Source organism: Streptococcus sp. HMSC066F10 (assembly GCF_001813805.1).
Classification (GTDB): domain Bacteria; phylum Bacillota; class Bacilli; order Lactobacillales; family Streptococcaceae; genus Streptococcus; species Streptococcus vaginalis.
In genome coordinates, this window is record NZ_KV813948.1 from 24,141 (window position 1) to 38,949 (window position 14,809).

General features: G+C 32.8%; 13 protein-coding genes and 1 pseudogene. 13 read left to right on the top strand and 1 reads right to left on the bottom strand.

Going from position 1 to position 14,809, the window contains the following annotated elements:
* The first annotated feature begins 64 nt into the window (after nt 1-64).
* From dnaA to HMPREF2933_RS00140, 3 genes are all read left to right on the top strand, one after another.
* Nucleotides 65-1,408: a chromosomal replication initiator protein DnaA gene (gene dnaA, locus HMPREF2933_RS00130; protein WP_024052473.1), complete on the top strand. Its 1,344-nt coding sequence runs from the start codon at nt 65-67 to the stop codon at nt 1,406-1,408.
* Nucleotides 1,409-1,564: 156 nt separating this feature from the next.
* Nucleotides 1,565-2,701, top strand: coding sequence for a DNA polymerase III subunit beta (gene dnaN / locus HMPREF2933_RS00135; protein ID WP_024052472.1), 1,137 nt, complete (start codon nt 1,565-1,567; stop codon nt 2,699-2,701).
* Nucleotides 2,701-2,898 (top strand): DUF951 domain-containing protein, encoded by a 198-nt coding sequence (locus HMPREF2933_RS00140; RefSeq protein WP_003032456.1) that lies wholly within the window; start codon nt 2,701-2,703, stop codon nt 2,896-2,898. The genes dnaN and HMPREF2933_RS00140 overlap by 1 nt, the downstream gene beginning before the upstream one ends.
* A 23-nt stretch (nt 2,899-2,921) precedes the next feature.
* On the opposite strand, the pseudogene HMPREF2933_RS00145 reads toward HMPREF2933_RS00140, so the two are convergent.
* Nucleotides 2,922-3,415, bottom strand: a pseudogene (locus HMPREF2933_RS00145) (DUF1307 domain-containing protein).
* 145 nt (nt 3,416-3,560) lie between these two features.
* Between HMPREF2933_RS00145 and ychF the strand changes: the two are divergent.
* The 10 genes from ychF (at nt 3,561) to ftsH (ending at nt 14,741) form a co-directional block, all read left to right on the top strand.
* Nucleotides 3,561-4,676 carry a redox-regulated ATPase YchF gene (gene ychF / locus HMPREF2933_RS00150; protein ID WP_070672284.1) on the top strand — a complete coding sequence of 372 codons (1,116 nt, stop codon included), beginning with the start codon at nt 3,561-3,563 and terminating at the stop codon, nt 4,674-4,676.
* 72 nt (nt 4,677-4,748) lie between these two features.
* A complete protein-coding gene (pth, locus tag HMPREF2933_RS00155) occupies nt 4,749-5,318 on the top strand; it encodes an aminoacyl-tRNA hydrolase (protein WP_042754227.1) in 570 nt (189 codons plus the stop codon).
* Nucleotides 5,311-8,817 carry a transcription-repair coupling factor gene (gene mfd / locus HMPREF2933_RS00160; RefSeq protein WP_101750431.1) on the top strand — a complete coding sequence of 1,169 codons (3,507 nt, stop codon included), beginning with the start codon at nt 5,311-5,313 and terminating at the stop codon, nt 8,815-8,817. The genes pth and mfd overlap by 8 nt, the downstream gene beginning before the upstream one ends.
* 79 nt (nt 8,818-8,896) lie before the next feature.
* Nucleotides 8,897-9,163: an RNA-binding S4 domain-containing protein gene (locus tag HMPREF2933_RS00165; protein ID WP_024053285.1), complete on the top strand. Its 267-nt coding sequence runs from the start codon at nt 8,897-8,899 to the stop codon at nt 9,161-9,163.
* Complete coding sequence (locus HMPREF2933_RS00170) at nt 9,156-9,524, top strand: septum formation initiator family protein (RefSeq protein WP_003026832.1); 369 nt, start codon at nt 9,156-9,158, stop codon at nt 9,522-9,524. The genes HMPREF2933_RS00165 and HMPREF2933_RS00170 overlap by 8 nt, the downstream gene beginning before the upstream one ends.
* 2 nt (nt 9,525-9,526) lie before the next feature.
* Nucleotides 9,527-9,655, top strand: coding sequence for an SP_0009 family protein (locus HMPREF2933_RS10205; RefSeq protein ID WP_101749849.1), 129 nt, complete (start codon nt 9,527-9,529; stop codon nt 9,653-9,655).
* Nucleotides 9,648-10,928 (top strand): serine hydrolase, encoded by a 1,281-nt coding sequence (locus tag HMPREF2933_RS00175; RefSeq protein WP_024053284.1) that lies wholly within the window; start codon nt 9,648-9,650, stop codon nt 10,926-10,928. Before HMPREF2933_RS10205 ends, HMPREF2933_RS00175 begins: the two co-directional genes overlap by 8 nt.
* Nucleotides 10,925-12,202 (top strand): tRNA lysidine(34) synthetase TilS, encoded by a 1,278-nt coding sequence (tilS, locus tag HMPREF2933_RS00180; RefSeq protein ID WP_024053283.1) that lies wholly within the window; start codon nt 10,925-10,927, stop codon nt 12,200-12,202. Before HMPREF2933_RS00175 ends, tilS begins: the two co-directional genes overlap by 4 nt.
* A gap of 5 nt (nt 12,203-12,207) precedes the next feature.
* Nucleotides 12,208-12,750, top strand: coding sequence for a hypoxanthine phosphoribosyltransferase (gene hpt, locus HMPREF2933_RS00185; protein ID WP_024053282.1), 543 nt, complete (start codon nt 12,208-12,210; stop codon nt 12,748-12,750).
* Between the two features lie 20 nt (nt 12,751-12,770).
* Entirely contained in the window at nt 12,771-14,741 is a 1,971-nt protein-coding gene (gene ftsH / locus HMPREF2933_RS00190) for an ATP-dependent zinc metalloprotease FtsH (RefSeq protein WP_024053281.1), read from the top strand.
* Nucleotides 14,742-14,809: the final 68 nt, after the last annotated feature.

The following is a 14,809-nucleotide window of genomic DNA, read 5'->3' on the forward strand; positions in this document are numbered from 1 at the left end:
TAAAATAACTTCTATGGATAATTAAATATAACGAAGAATTTATTAGCAAGGAAGGAGGTTTTTTATGTCACAAGAAGCTAATTTTTGGGCGCGTGTTTTAGAATTGGCTCAAAAACAAATCAAAAAAAATACATATGATTATTTTGTTTCAGGAGCTCGGTTAATGAAAGTTGAAAATTTTCAAGCTACTGTACTTCTTGACAGTCCTGTCAAACAATTATTTTGGGATCAAAATTTAGCAGATGTCATCATTACTGCAGGTTTTGAAATTTATAATGACCAAATTACTGTACACTATATCTTTCAAGAGGAAAATGATGAAGTTACTCAATCAACAAATACAAATCATTCAGTAGTTAAACCAAGTCTTCCTCCTATTGAAACTGGGTTAAAAGCAAAATATACATTTGATAATTTTGTTCAAGGCGATGGAAATGTTTGGGCTCTATCGGCGGCACTCGCTGTTTCTGAAAATTTAGCAACAACTTATAATCCATTGTTTATCTATGGTGGACCAGGATTAGGAAAAACCCATTTACTAAATGCAATTGGAAATCAAATTTTAGAAAATATTCCTGATGCTAGAGTGAAATACATTCCTGCTGAGACTTTTATCAACGACTTTTTAGAACATCTTCGATTAGGAGAAATGGAAAGTTTTAAGAGAACTTATCGCAGCCTTGATCTCTTATTGATTGATGACATTCAATCTTTAGGAGGAAAAAAAGTTTCTACTCAAGAAGAATTTTTCAATACCTTTAATGCTTTGCACGGAGATAATAAACAAATTGTTTTAACAAGCGACCGAAGTCCTGATCATCTGGATAATCTTGAAGAACGTTTAGTCACGCGCTTCAAATGGGGATTAACTCAAAACATTACTCCACCTGATTTTGAAACAAGAATCGCTATTTTACGCAATAAGATAGAAGGTTTAGATTACATTTTTCCAAATGATACTTTGGAATACTTAGCAGGTCAATTTGATTCAAATGTGCGAGATTTAGAAGGTGCTCTAAATGATATTTCTCTTATGGCTAGAGTAAAAAATCTGAAAGAAATTACAATTGACGCTGCTGCTGAAGCTATTCGAGCTCGAAAACAAGATGCAAGTCAAATTTTAGTTATTCCAATTGATAAAATCCAAACAGAAGTTGGAAATTTCTATGGCGTTAGCGTTAAAGAAATGAAAGGCAGTCGTCGGGTTCAAAATATTGTCCTTGCTAGACAAGTAGCTATGTATTTGGCCCGTGAATTAACCGATAATAGTCTTCCAAAAATTGGAAGAGAATTTGGCGGTAAAGATCATACAACGGTCATACATGCTCATGGGAAAATTAAAACAATGCTCAAAACGGATGATAATCTTCGATTAGAAATAGAAAACATAAAAAATAAAATCAGATAACTGTGGATAATTTCAGAAAAAATGTTAAAGTTATTCACAATTTATAAACATGTCTGTTTTTGTGTTCTATCGCTGATTAGGAAACTTTTCCACAAGTTTCACACAAGCTACTATTACTATTAACTTAATAATCATAAAATAATAAAAGGAGTATCTATGATTAACTTTTCAATCAATAAAAATTTATTTTTACAAGCTTTAAATATAACCAAACGCGCTATTAGTCTTAAAAATGCTATTCCAATTCTTTCTACAGTAAAAATTGATGTTACAAATGAAGGAATTACATTAATTGGTTCAAATGGACAAATCTCCATTGAAAATTTTATTTCAATTAAAAACGAAAATGCAGGGCTTTTAGTGACCTCTTCAGGCTCCATTTTGCTTGAAGCAACTTTTTTCATCAATGTTGTATCAAGTCTTCCTGATGTTACACTTGATTTTAAAGAAATTGAGCAAAAGCAAATTGTTTTAACTAGTGGTAAATCAGAAATTACCTTAAAAGGAAAAGATGCAGATCAATACCCTCGTATTCAAGAAATTTCAGCAAGTAATCCTTTGATGCTTGAAACAAGTGTTCTTAAAAATATTATTAACGAGACAGCTTTTGCAGCTAGTACACAAGAAAGTCGTCCGATTTTAACGGGGGTTCATTTTGTTTTAACAGAAAATAAAAATTTAAAGACGGTTGCAACAGACTCTCATCGGATGAGCCAAAAGAAGATTGTCTTAGAAAAAAATGGGGATAATTTTGATGTTGTTATTCCTAGTCGTTCTCTACGCGAATTTTCAGCCGTTTTTACGGATGATATTGAAACAGTAGAGATTTACTTCACAAATAATCAATTGCTTTTTAGAAGTGAAAATATTAGCTTCTACACTCGGCTGTTAGAGGGAAATTATCCTGATACCGACCGTTTAATTCCAACAGAATTTACTAGTATCGTAACATTTGATAAAAATAATCTTCGTTATGCGATGGAACGTGCACGTCTTCTTTCAAATGCGACTCAAAATGGAACAGTTAAATTAGAAATTATAAATGGTGTAGTTAGTGCACATGTGAACTCTCCTGAAGTTGGACGTGTGAATGAAGAAATTGATACTGAAAGTATTTCAGGTCAAGATTTAACCATCAGTTTTAATCCAACTTATTTAATTGATTCATTGAAAGCTATTAATAGTGAAAAAGTTACAATCAGCTTTATTTCAGCTGTTCGTCCATTTACTTTGATACCAAGCGATGACACAGAAAACTTTATTCAATTGATTACGCCAGTGAGAACAAACTAATGTATGATGTAGGAAATTTTGTTGAAATGAAAAAACCACATGCCTGTACAATCAAATCTACAGGCAAAAAAGCAAATCGTTGGGAAATTATTCGAGTGGGTGCGGATATTAAAATTTGCTGTACAAATTGTCATCATATTGTGATGATGAGCCGATATGATTTTGAACGAAAACTAAAAAAAGTGCTAGGAAATTGATTTCTTAGCACCTTTTCATAATTTTATTTTAATTTTTCAAATTTACCGTCCGTAATTTCTTTAAAACCTTTACTTGTTAAGAGTTCTTTACTAGCTTTCATACTAACTTTTTTAGTTTTTCTCGTATTCTTATCTGTATACATTCCAGGCAAGGTTGCTAATTTATCAAAGTCTACTTTATTAAAGTTAATTTCTACAGTTTCCTTAATTCCCTTTTCTTCATAAATGACTTTTTCTTTAATTCCCTCAATATTTTGATACATTTGAGAAGCATTCTGTCTTTAACATCTTCTTTTTTAGTAGCTCCTAAGGTTTTATAAGACCAAAATGAATCAGTAGTTTGTTTTGTGACAGTATCTCCTTTATAATAATAAGTTAATCGTAAGTCATATTGTAAACTTTGATCAATTCTTTAGAATGACATTGTTTTTTCCTGAGCTCCACATGCTCCAAGAATGATTAGTGAAATAATTGCTAGGAAGCTAATCAATAATTGTTTAAAGTATCCTTTTTTCATAGTATCCCCTCCTGTCCCTTAATAAAATTATAATATTTTAATTAGGAAAATACAACATTTTACAAAAATGATGAAGTTATAAGTCAAATAGTGGTAAATATGATATAATGGTTTATTGAATTGAAAAGATGAAAGGAAGAGCGAAATGTCTTTAACAGCAGGAATTGTAGGATTACCTAATGTTGGAAAATCCACTTTATTTAATGCAATTACAAAAGCAGGAGCAGAGGCAGCTAACTATCCCTTTGCAACAATTGACCCTAATGTTGGACGGGTAGAAGTTCCCGATGCTCGTTTGGATAAATTAACAGAACTTATCAAACCACAGAAAAAAGTTCCAACGACTTTTGAGTTTACAGATATTGCAGGGATTGTAAAAGGTGCTTCAAAAGGAGAGGGTCTAGGAAATAAATTTTTAGCTAATATTCGTGAAGTCGATGCTATCGTTCATGTGGTTCGGGCTTTTGATGATGAAAATGTTATGCGGGAGCAAGGACGTGAGTCAAGTTTTGTTGATCCAATGGCTGATATTGAAACAATAAATCTTGAGTTGATTTTAGCAGATTTAGAAAGTATCAATAAACGCTATGCACGTGTGGAAAAAGTTGCTCGAACCCAAAAGGACAAAGATTCAGTAGCTGAGTTTCATGTTTTGCAAAAAATTAAGCCAGTTTTGGAAAATGGTTTATCAGCTCGTACCATTGAATTTGATGAGGAAGAACAAAAGATTGTCAAAAAATTATTTTTATTGACCACAAAACCAGTGCTTTATGTTGCTAATGTTGGTGAAGATGAGGTAGCAGATCCTGATAATATTGATTATGTTCAACAAATTCGCGAGTTTGCAGCAACTGAAAATGCAGAGGTAGTGGTTATATCTGCGCGTGCTGAAGAAGAAATTTCTGAGCTAGATGATGAAGATAAAGCTGAATTTCTTGAAGCAATGGGCTTGAACGAATCTGGGGTTGACAAATTAACCAGAGCAGCTTATCATTTATTGGGACTTGGAACTTATTTTACAGCAGGAGAAAAAGAAGTTCGAGCTTGGACATTTAAATGTGGCATGAAAGCACCACAAGCAGCTGGCATTATTCACTCAGACTTTGAGAAAGGCTTCATTCGTGCTGTAACTATGTCTTATGATGATTTAGTGAAATATGGAAGTGAAAAAGCAGTCAAAGAAGCAGGACGACTGCGTGAAGAAGGAAAAGAATATATCGTTCAAGATGGCGATATTATGGAATTTAGATTTAATGTGTAAAGCATTGTAAACTAAATATAAACGAGGTTGGAAAAACTTTTCCAGCCCTTTTGGTCTTTTTAGAGGTAAAAAATGGTAAAGATGATTGTAGGTTTGGGAAATCCTGGAGAAAAATATTTTGAAACAAGACATAATGTCGGATTTATGCTAGTTGACAAAATGTGTAAAGAAAAAAGTTTAAAGTTTACAACTGATAAAATTTTTCAAGCAGAGATAGCTTCCACATTTTTTAATGGTGAGAAAGTGTATTTTGTCAAACCAACGACCTTTATGAATGAAAGTGGAAAGGCTGTTCATGCCCTTTTATCTTATTATGGTCTAGATATTGAAGATTTAGTAGTTATTTATGATGATTTGGATATGGAAGTAGGAAAAATACGACTTAGAGCAAAAGGATCTGCTGGTGGTCACAATGGCATCAAATCAATTATCAAACATATAGGAACCCAAGAATTCAAACGAATTAAAATTGGTATTGGTCGTCCCGAAAATAATATAACCATTATTCACCATGTGTTAGGAAAATTTTCAAAAGGAGACCATGCTATAATTTTAAATACACTTGACAAAGTTGACAGTGCTGTAAATTATTATTTACAGTCTGATAATTTTGAACAAACAATGCAACAGTACAATGGATAAAAAGATGGATATTATTGAATTATTTAATCAAAATAAACAGATATCTGATTGGCAAAGAAATCTAAATAAATCAACTCGGCAGCTATTAATGGGTTTGTCATCTTCAACTAAGGCTATTACAATGGCCTCTTGTGTAGAGGAAAATCACAAAATTTTGATTTTAACGTCTACTTATAGTGAAGCAGAAAGACTTTCTAGTGATCTGATTGACCTGGTGGGAGAAGAGAGGGTCTATACATTTCTTGCAGATGATACTCCGTTAGCTGAGTTTGTCTTTTCTTCTCAAGAAAAGATTTTTTCTCGTTTGGAAGCTCTAGATTTTTTATTAGATTCTCAACAATCAGGATTTTTGATAGTTAATGTGGCAGCTAGTCAACTATTTTTATCCAATCCTGTTAATTTCAATTCAGCTTATATTAATTTAAAAATAGGGCAAGAATATGAGTTGAAAGATTTGATTTCTCAATTGTTAAATTCAGGTTATAAGCAAGTATCACAAGTATTGAAACAAGGGGAGTTTAGTATTCGTGGTGATATTTTAGATATTTTTGAGCGCTCTAGTCAAATGCCTTTTCGGGTTGAATTTTTTGGTGATGAAGTTGATGGTATTCGTCTATTTAATCCTGAAAATCAAATTTCTATTCAAAATGTAGAACATGTGTGTGTTCATCCTGCTACAGATATCATATTTACTAAAGCAGATTATAAAAGTGCACAGAAAAAAATAGAAAATCTTATAGAAAAAACTGTAGATTTAACGTTGAAATCCTATTTAGAGGAAGTTTTAGCTAATATAAAAGAACAAACTCAACATGCTGATATTAGAAAATTATTGTCTTATTTTTATCAAAATGAATGGACAATTCTTGATTATCTTCCAAAATATAGCCCAATTTTCTTTGATGACTTTCAAAAAATCATGAATAAACATGCTCAGTTTCAATTAGAAGCAGCAAATTTATTGACAGAAGATTTACAAAATAGTAAAGCTGTTGGAAATCAATCTTATTTTGCAGATACATATTCAATATTTAGAAAGTATAAACCTGCTACCTTATTTTCAAATTTTCATAAGGGACTGGGAAATTTGAAATTTGATTCTCTTTATCAGTTCAATCAGTATCCTATGCAGGAATTTTTTAGTCAATTTCAGCTTTTGAAAGAAGAGATTAGTCGATATAAAAAATCTAACTACACGGTCATTATACAATCAAATTCTTTATTGACTTTACAAAGTTTACATAAAAGTTTACAAGAATATGAAATTCCACTTGATTATGTTAATGATACTAAAATTCATAAACATGCTGTTCAATTAGTAGAAGGACGTTTAATTCAAGGATTTAATTTTGTAGACGAAAAAATTGTTTTAATCACTGAATATGATATTCTGCAAAAAAAAGTAAAACGAAAAGTTCGCAGGCAAAGTATTTCTAATGCTGAACGTTTGAAAAATTATAATGAGCTGGAAAAAGGAGATTATGTTGTTCATAACGTTCATGGAATTGGGCGATATTTAGGAATTGAGACGATTGAAATTTCAGGAATTCATCGTGATTATCTCACTATTCAATATCAAAATGCAGATCGTATTTCTATTCCTGTTGATCAGATTCAGCTTCTTTCTAAATATGTTGCGAGTGATGGTAAAGCGCCTAAAATCAATAAATTAAACGATGGGCGTTTTCAAAAAACTAAACAGAGAGTACAACATCAAGTCGAAGATATTGCTGAGGATTTAATCAAACTTTACGCAGAGAGAAGTCAATTAAAGGGATTTGCGTTTTCTAGTGATGATTCTTATCAGCAAGAATTTGATAATGATTTTCCTTATGTAGAAACAGAAGATCAGTTGCGCTCTATAAAAGAAGTAAAAAAAGACATGGAAAGTGATCATCCTATGGATCGTCTTTTAGTTGGAGATGTTGGTTTTGGAAAGACGGAAGTAGCTATGAGAGCTGCCTTTAAAGCAGTAAATGATCATAAACAAGTAGCAATTTTAGTTCCCACTACGGTTTTGGCTCAACAGCACTATACGAACTTTAAGCAACGTTTTAACGATTTTCCTATCAATATTGAAGTATTAAGTCGCTTTAAAAGTAAATCAGAACAAAAAATAATTTTAGAAAAACTAAAAAAAGGGCAGGTGGATATTATTATTGGAACGCATCGTCTCCTGTCAAAAGATGTTAAATTTTCTGATTTGGGACTCATTGTTATTGATGAGGAACAACGCTTTGGAGTTAAGCATAAAGAAAAATTAAAAGAGTTGAAAACGAAAGTTGATGTTTTAACTTTGACGGCGACCCCTATTCCTCGTACACTCCATATGTCTATGTTAGGAATACGTGATTTATCAGTTATTGAAACTCCTCCAACAAATCGCTACCCAGTTCAAACTTATGTTTTAGAAAATAATGCAACAGTTATTCGAGATGCAGTTTTAAGAGAAATGGATCGAGGAGGACAGGTTTACTATCTTTACAATAAAGTTGACACAATGGAGCGAAAAGTTTCAGAATTGAAAGAATTGATTCCAGAAGCTTCTATTGGATATGTACATGGCCAAATGAGTGAAATTCTTCTTGAAAATACTTTACTTGATTTTATCAATGGGGAATATGATATTTTGGTGACAACAACTATTATTGAAACTGGTGTTGATATTCCTAATGTTAATACTCTTTTTATTGAAAATGCAGATTACATGGGACTGTCAACTTTATATCAATTGCGAGGGCGTGTTGGTCGTAGCAATCGTATTGCTTATGCCTATCTCATGTATCGTCCTGACAAGGTTTTGACAGAAATTTCTGAAAAACGTTTGGAAACTATAAAAGGATTTACAGAATTAGGCTCTGGTTTTAAAATTGCTATGCGAGATTTATCTATTCGTGGTGCTGGAAATATTTTAGGAAGCTCACAATCTGGTTTTATTGATTCTGTTGGCTTTGAAATGTATTCTCAATTATTAGAAGAGGTTATTGCTAAGAAACAAGGTAAAGAAAAAAGAAGGCAAAAAGGAAATGCTGAAATTAATTTGCAGATGGATGCCTATCTTCCTAGCGATTATATTGCTGATGAAAGGCAAAAAATTGAAATTTACAAACGTATTTGCGAGATTGACAGTTGTGTAAAGTATGAAGAATTACAGAATGAATTGATAGATCGTTTCGGAGAATATCCAGATGTTGTTGCCTTATTATTAGAAATTGGTCTTGTAAAATCTTATTTAGATCAAGTTTTTGTTCAACTCGTTGAAAAGAAGCAACAATCTGTGATTGTTCGATTTGAAAAAGTTTCTCAACAGTTTTTCTTAACTCAAGATTATTTTGAAGCTCTTTCTGTAACAAATTTAAAAGCAAGAATTTCAGAAAATAAAGGATTGATTGAAGTTATATTCGATGTAAAAAATAAAAAAGATTATGAAATTTTAGAAGGACTTCTACAGTTTTCAGAAAAGTTAGTAGAAATTAAAAATCAAAAGAAAGATTGCTAACTTTACAATTTTGTAAAGTTTCATTTTCGTCTATAATATTTTCTTAAAAAATGGTAAAATAATGAATTGAGGTAACTTTATGAGATTAGATAAATATTTAAAAGTATCCCGTATTATAAAACGTCGTCCTATCGCTAAAGAGGTAGCCGATAAGGGAAGAATTAAAGTAAATGGAATTTTAGCTAAAAGTTCAACAAATTTAAAAATCAATGACGAAATAGAGATTTGTTTTGGAAATAAAATTTTATTAGTTCGTGTTCTAGAAATGAAAGACAGCACTAAAAAAGAAGATGCTGCTAAAATGTATGAAATTATAAAAGAAACAAGGGTAGAAGTAGATGGCTAGAAATATTGTTCAATTAAATAATCGCTATATACAAGATGAAAACCAACATCGCCGTTATTTAGAGCAAGAAAGAAGAAAAAAGAATCGCTTTATGGGGTGGGTGTTGATTTTAGTCATCTTATTGTTCATTTTACCGACATTTAATTTGGTTCAAAGCTATCGAAATTTATTAGAACGTCGAACACAATTGACGCATTTACAAAAGAGGTACGAAGAAATAAGCAACGAAAAAGAATCTCAAAAAGCTTTTGCTAATAAATTAAAAGATGAAGAATATGCTGCTAAATATGCACGCGCTAAATATTATTATTCTAAACAAGGGGAATATATCTATACAATCCCAGGATTGTTGCCACAGTAAGGATGGAAAATTTATTAAAAATGATTGAACAATTTTTGGAGTTTTCTGATGAAAAATTAGAAGAATTATCCAGAAAAAATCAGACCTTAAAATTAGAAGAGACTAAAAAGGAAGGGGGAGAGCATGCGTAAGTTGCTATTTCTATTATTGTTGCCAGCATTTTTTACTGCAAAAGTAGTAGTAAGTACGGAACAAGATGTCGAATTGACTGCAAAGCAACAGTATGAAATTACTAGTACGACCTACAGTAACTACTACACGGATCTTCCAACCAATCCAAATGTTTATGAGCAAATTCCAACTTATACGTCCTTAAATTTAGAAAAAGTTGCTGGGAGTTTAACTCCGAATACATCAATTAAACTTTCTGACTTACAAGTCAATGAACAAGGACTCCCAGTTTTTAAACTCGCAAATGGGCAATTTGTTCCTGCTGATAAACGAATGATTTATGATGATGTTGTCCAATCTAGTGCAGATATTTCTCAAACAATGTGGCTTAGGCAATCATTTGTAGTTTACAATCAACCTTTTGTAAATGGAACAAAGGAAGTTAAGACGAATTTATCTTCTTATCATTCGGTGAAAGTGACCCAACTTGCTGAGACGGCATCAGGAAAATATGCTCATGTTGAAAGCAAAGGTTGGATTGATGTGAAATACTTGTCTGATACAGATAATCGTATGGATAAAGTTCAAGAGATTTTAACAAGCAGGTACAATAAAGCAGACTATTCGATCTATGTAAAACAATTAGATTCTGGAAAAACTGCTGGTATAAACCCAGATTTGGAAATGTATTCTGCTAGTGTGGCAAAACTTCCCATTCTTTATTATGCGCAGAAGCAATTAAATGAAGGAAAATACAAGCCATCTTCTGGTTTAAAATATATTCCTGCTGTAAATGACTATTCAGGTGCTTATGATACAGAAGGTAGTGGAAGCATTTCCAAAAAATCAGATAATAAGGAATACAGCATTCAAGATTTGATGAATCATATTGCAAAAGAATCAGATAATGCAGCTACAAATATTTTAGGATATTATATTACTAATCAATCAGACAGCACTTATCAAGCAACAATTGAGCAAATTGCTGGGAAAAAATGGGATGTAGAAAAACGTAATGCATCAGCTAGGATGGCTGGAAATATGATGGAAGCTATCTATAAACAAAATGGGGACATTATCAATGCACTATCACAAACAAATTTTGATGAGCAGCGTATTTCTAAAAATATAAATGTAAAAGTGGCTCATAAAATTGGGGATGCTTATGATTTTAAGCATGATGTTGCAATTGTTTATGCTAATTCTCCTTTTATTCTGTCTATTTTTACAAATCATGCTGATTACGATAACATTTCTAAAATTGCAGATGATATTTATGAGGTTTTAAAATGATAGAACAACAATTTTTTCAAATGGTGCAAAAAAAAGGCTATTTCAGACCTCATAGAAAAGTTTTACTTGCTATTTCTGGTGGACTAGATTCTATGACTTTGCTTGACTGGCTTTATAAATATCGCGAAAGATTAGAAATAGAAATTTACCTTGCTCATGTTAATCATGGAGTGAGAGAAGAATCTGATTTTGAGGAAGAAGAACTAAAAAAAATAGCAACAAAACTTGGTGTAAGCATTTTTACATCAAGTTTTTCTGGATCATTCTCAGAACAAAAAGCGCGTGATTTTCGCTATGCTTTTTTCAAAAAAATTATGTTAGAAGAAAATTGCACAGCTTTGGTGACAGCACACCATGCTGATGACCAAGCAGAAACGATTTTTATGAGAATTCTTCGTGGCAGCCGTTTATTTCATATTTCAGGAATGAAAGAAAAACAAAAATTTGCAAATGGAGAATTGATAAGACCGTTGCTTTCTTTTCAAAAATCAAATTTCCCTCCTATTTTTCATTTTGAGGATTGGACAAATCAAGAGAACCATTATTTGCGCAATCGAATTCGAAATGAGTATTTTCCATTGTTAGAACAAGAAAATCCGCAGTTCAGGAAGCATTTAATAGAATTGGGAACAGAAATTTCTCAAATGCAAGATGCATTAGCATATTTAACTAAAAATATTGTGGCGACGAATCTGCAGGAATTTCAATCTCAACCTTACTCTGTGCAAAGTTTTTTGCTACAGGCTTATTTAAAGAAATTTCCTGATTTGCAGCTCAGTAAAGCACAGTTTTCTGATATTTTAGCAATCTTGAACAAGCAATCTAATTATCAGCAACCACTTAAAGCGGGTTATGAGTTATATAAAGATTATGATTCCTTTGAGATTCGTAAAATCAGTCCACAGTCTGATTTAAAAGTGGATTCAATTTTGTTAAAATATAACGATATTGTGGAATATGGTAATTATCGCTTTTCTTTTGGAAAAGAGCTTCATGAAAAAAACATCCAAGAAGTATTTGTTTCACGTGAAACAGAAATTTTACTTCGACATAGAAAAGAACAAGATGAAATTATCTTGAACCAACACCATAAAAAGCTTCGTCGTTACTTTATTGATCAAAAAATCCCTATAGATCAAAGGGGAAATGCTATTATTATTGAGCAAAATGGGGAAATCTTAGCAATTGCTGGAATCGTAACATGTGATTTGAGTAAGAGTCAAAAAAATGATATAATGTATAACAAACTTTATATTCAAAATTTAGATAGGTAAAGAAGATGCTAGAACAAGATATTAAGAAAGTTTTGGTTTCACATGATGAGATCGTGGCAGCAGCAAAAAATTTAGGAACTCAATTAACTAGTGATTATGCAGGGAAAAATCCTATTTTTGTAGGAATTTTAAAAGGTTCCATTCCTTTTTTGGCAGAGTTGATAAAGCATGTTGATACCCATATTGAAATGGATTTTATGTTAGTATCAAGCTATCATGGTGGGACATCTAGCAGTGGCGTTATCAATATTATTAAAGATATTGATCAAGATATTGCTGGACGTCATATTCTTTTTGTCGAAGATATTATTGATACGGGAAAAACATTGAAAAGCCTGTGTGAGTTATTTAGGGAGAAAAAAGCTGCGTCTGTTAAAATTGCTACACTTTTGGACAAGCCCGAAGGACGAAAAGTTGATATTGAAGCAGATTACACATGTTTTACAATTCCAAATGAATTTGTAGTTGGTTATGGTCTAGATTTTGATGAAAACTATCGGAATCTGCCATATGTAGGTGTTTTAAAAGAAGAAGTTTATACAAAATAAAAAGGTATATTGATAGATAGATGAAAAATAAACAAAATAATGGCTTTATAAAAAATCCTTTCCTATACATTTTAATTATTGTTGTTGTTATTACAGGTTTTCAGTATTTTTCAGCTGGAAGTTCTGTAGGTCGCAGCCAACAAATTAACTATACTGAGTTAGTTAAAGAAATTAGAAATGGAAATGTAAAGGATATTAGCTATCAGCCAAATGGTAGTGTTATTGAAGTTGCAGGTACTTATAAAAAAGAAAAGAAGGTAAAGGATAATAGTGGTATTCAGTTTTTTACTCCTTCTTCTACCTCTGTAAGCCGCTTTACTAGTGTTATTCTACCTTCAGATTTAACGGTAGCTGAATTACAAAAATTAGCTTCAGATAAGGGAACTGAAATCACCATTAAACGTGAAAGTTCAAGTGGTGTCTGGATTCAGGTGCTGACAACTCTGGTGCCATTTGCCATCTTTGCTTTCTTCCTGTTCTCTATGATGAATCAAGGTGGAGGCGGTGGAGCGCGTGGAGCTATGAGTTTTGGACGTAATAAAGCGCGTGCGACAAACAAAGAAGATATAAAAGTACGCTTTTCTGATGTAGCAGGTGCGGAAGAAGAAAAACAAGAATTAGTTGAAGTTGTTGAATTTTTAAAAGATCCTAAACGTTATACAAAACTAGGGGCTCGTATACCAGCTGGTGTTCTTCTTGAAGGCCCTCCAGGGACTGGTAAAACTCTTCTTGCTAAAGCAGTAGCTGGTGAAGCAGGCGTTCCATTCTTTAGTATTTCAGGTTCAGATTTCGTTGAAATGTTTGTCGGTGTCGGTGCTAGCCGTGTTCGCTCTCTTTTTGAAGATGCAAAAAAGGCAGCCCCAGCGATTATTTTTATTGATGAAATTGATGCTGTTGGTCGTCAACGCGGTGTCGGTCTCGGTGGAGGAAATGATGAACGCGAACAAACCCTTAATCAACTGCTGATTGAGATGGATGGTTTTGAAGGTAATGAAGGAATTATTGTTATTGCAGCAACAAACCGTAGTGATGTGCTAGATCCGGCGCTTCTGCGTCCTGGTCGATTTGACCGTAAAGTTCTTGTTGGTCAGCCAGATGTAAAAGGTCGTGAAGCTATCCTTCGTGTTCATGCTAGAAATAAACCTCTTGCTGAAGATGTTGACTTAAAACTAGTTGCTCAACAAACGCCTGGTTTTGTTGGTGCTGATTTGGAAAATGTCTTAAATGAAGCGGCTCTTGTCGCAGCGCGTCGAAATAAAAGAGTTATTGATGCTTCCGATATAGATGAAGCAGAAGATCGTGTTATTGCAGGACCGTCTAAAAAAGATAAGACAGTTTCACAACGTGATCGGCAAATTGTCGCTTATCATGAAGCAGGACATACGATTGTTGGTCTTGTTTTATCAAATGCACGTGTCGTTCACAAGGTAACCATTGTACCTCGTGGTCGTGCAGGTGGATATATGATTGCTCTCCCGAAAGAAGATCAGACTCTTTTATCTAAAGAAGATATGAAAGAGCAATTGGCAGGACTTATGGGGGGACGTGTTGCTGAAGAAATTATTTTCAACGTCCAAACTACAGGTGCTTCCAATGACTTTGAACAAGCTACACAAATGGCACGTGCGATGGTAACAGAGTATGGTATGAGTGAAAAACTCGGTCCAGTTCAATATGAAGGAAACCATGCGATGTTTGGCGCTGCGAGCCCACAAAAATCAATTTCAGAGCAAACTGCATATGAAATTGATGAAGAAGTTCGTAATTTGCTTAATGAAGCACGCAACAAAGCAGCAGAAATTATCCAATCAAATCGTGAAAAGCATAAATTGATTGCAGAAGCTCTTCTTAAATACGAAACACTTGATAGTCATCAAATTAAATCATTGTATGAAACTGGTGAAATGCCTGATGAACCAAGTGTAAGTTCTTCGCATGCTTTGAGCTATGATGAAGTGAAATCTCAAATGGAAGAGCAGAAACCAGAATAAATTAAAACGATAAAACTCTTTGATTTAGAATCAGAGGGTTTTAACTTTATCCGCTGAAAAGAATGTAA

Excerpts from the sequence above, each read along its gene's own strand:
- ftsH (WP_024053281.1), top strand. The coding sequence starts at position 12,771 with ATGAAAAATAAACAAAATAATGGCTTTATAAAAAATCCTTTCCTATAC.
- tilS (WP_024053283.1), top strand. The coding sequence starts at position 10,925 with ATGATAGAACAACAATTTTTTCAAATGGTGCAAAAAAAAGGCTATTTC.
- pth (WP_042754227.1), top strand. The coding sequence starts at position 4,749 with ATGGTAAAGATGATTGTAGGTTTGGGAAATCCTGGAGAAAAATATTTT.
- HMPREF2933_RS00175 (WP_024053284.1), top strand. The coding sequence starts at position 9,648 with ATGCGTAAGTTGCTATTTCTATTATTGTTGCCAGCATTTTTTACTGCA.
- HMPREF2933_RS00140 (WP_003032456.1), top strand. The coding sequence starts at position 2,701 with ATGTATGATGTAGGAAATTTTGTTGAAATGAAAAAACCACATGCCTGT.
- HMPREF2933_RS00170 (WP_003026832.1), top strand. The coding sequence starts at position 9,156 with ATGGCTAGAAATATTGTTCAATTAAATAATCGCTATATACAAGATGAA.
- HMPREF2933_RS10205 (WP_101749849.1), top strand. The coding sequence starts at position 9,527 with ATGGAAAATTTATTAAAAATGATTGAACAATTTTTGGAGTTTTCTGAT.
- ychF (WP_070672284.1), top strand. The coding sequence starts at position 3,561 with ATGTCTTTAACAGCAGGAATTGTAGGATTACCTAATGTTGGAAAATCC.
- dnaA (WP_024052473.1), top strand. The coding sequence starts at position 65 with ATGTCACAAGAAGCTAATTTTTGGGCGCGTGTTTTAGAATTGGCTCAA.
- mfd (WP_101750431.1), top strand. The coding sequence starts at position 5,311 with ATGGATAAAAAGATGGATATTATTGAATTATTTAATCAAAATAAACAG.
- HMPREF2933_RS00165 (WP_024053285.1), top strand. The coding sequence starts at position 8,897 with ATGAGATTAGATAAATATTTAAAAGTATCCCGTATTATAAAACGTCGT.
- hpt (WP_024053282.1), top strand. The coding sequence starts at position 12,208 with ATGCTAGAACAAGATATTAAGAAAGTTTTGGTTTCACATGATGAGATC.
- dnaN (WP_024052472.1), top strand. The coding sequence starts at position 1,565 with ATGATTAACTTTTCAATCAATAAAAATTTATTTTTACAAGCTTTAAAT.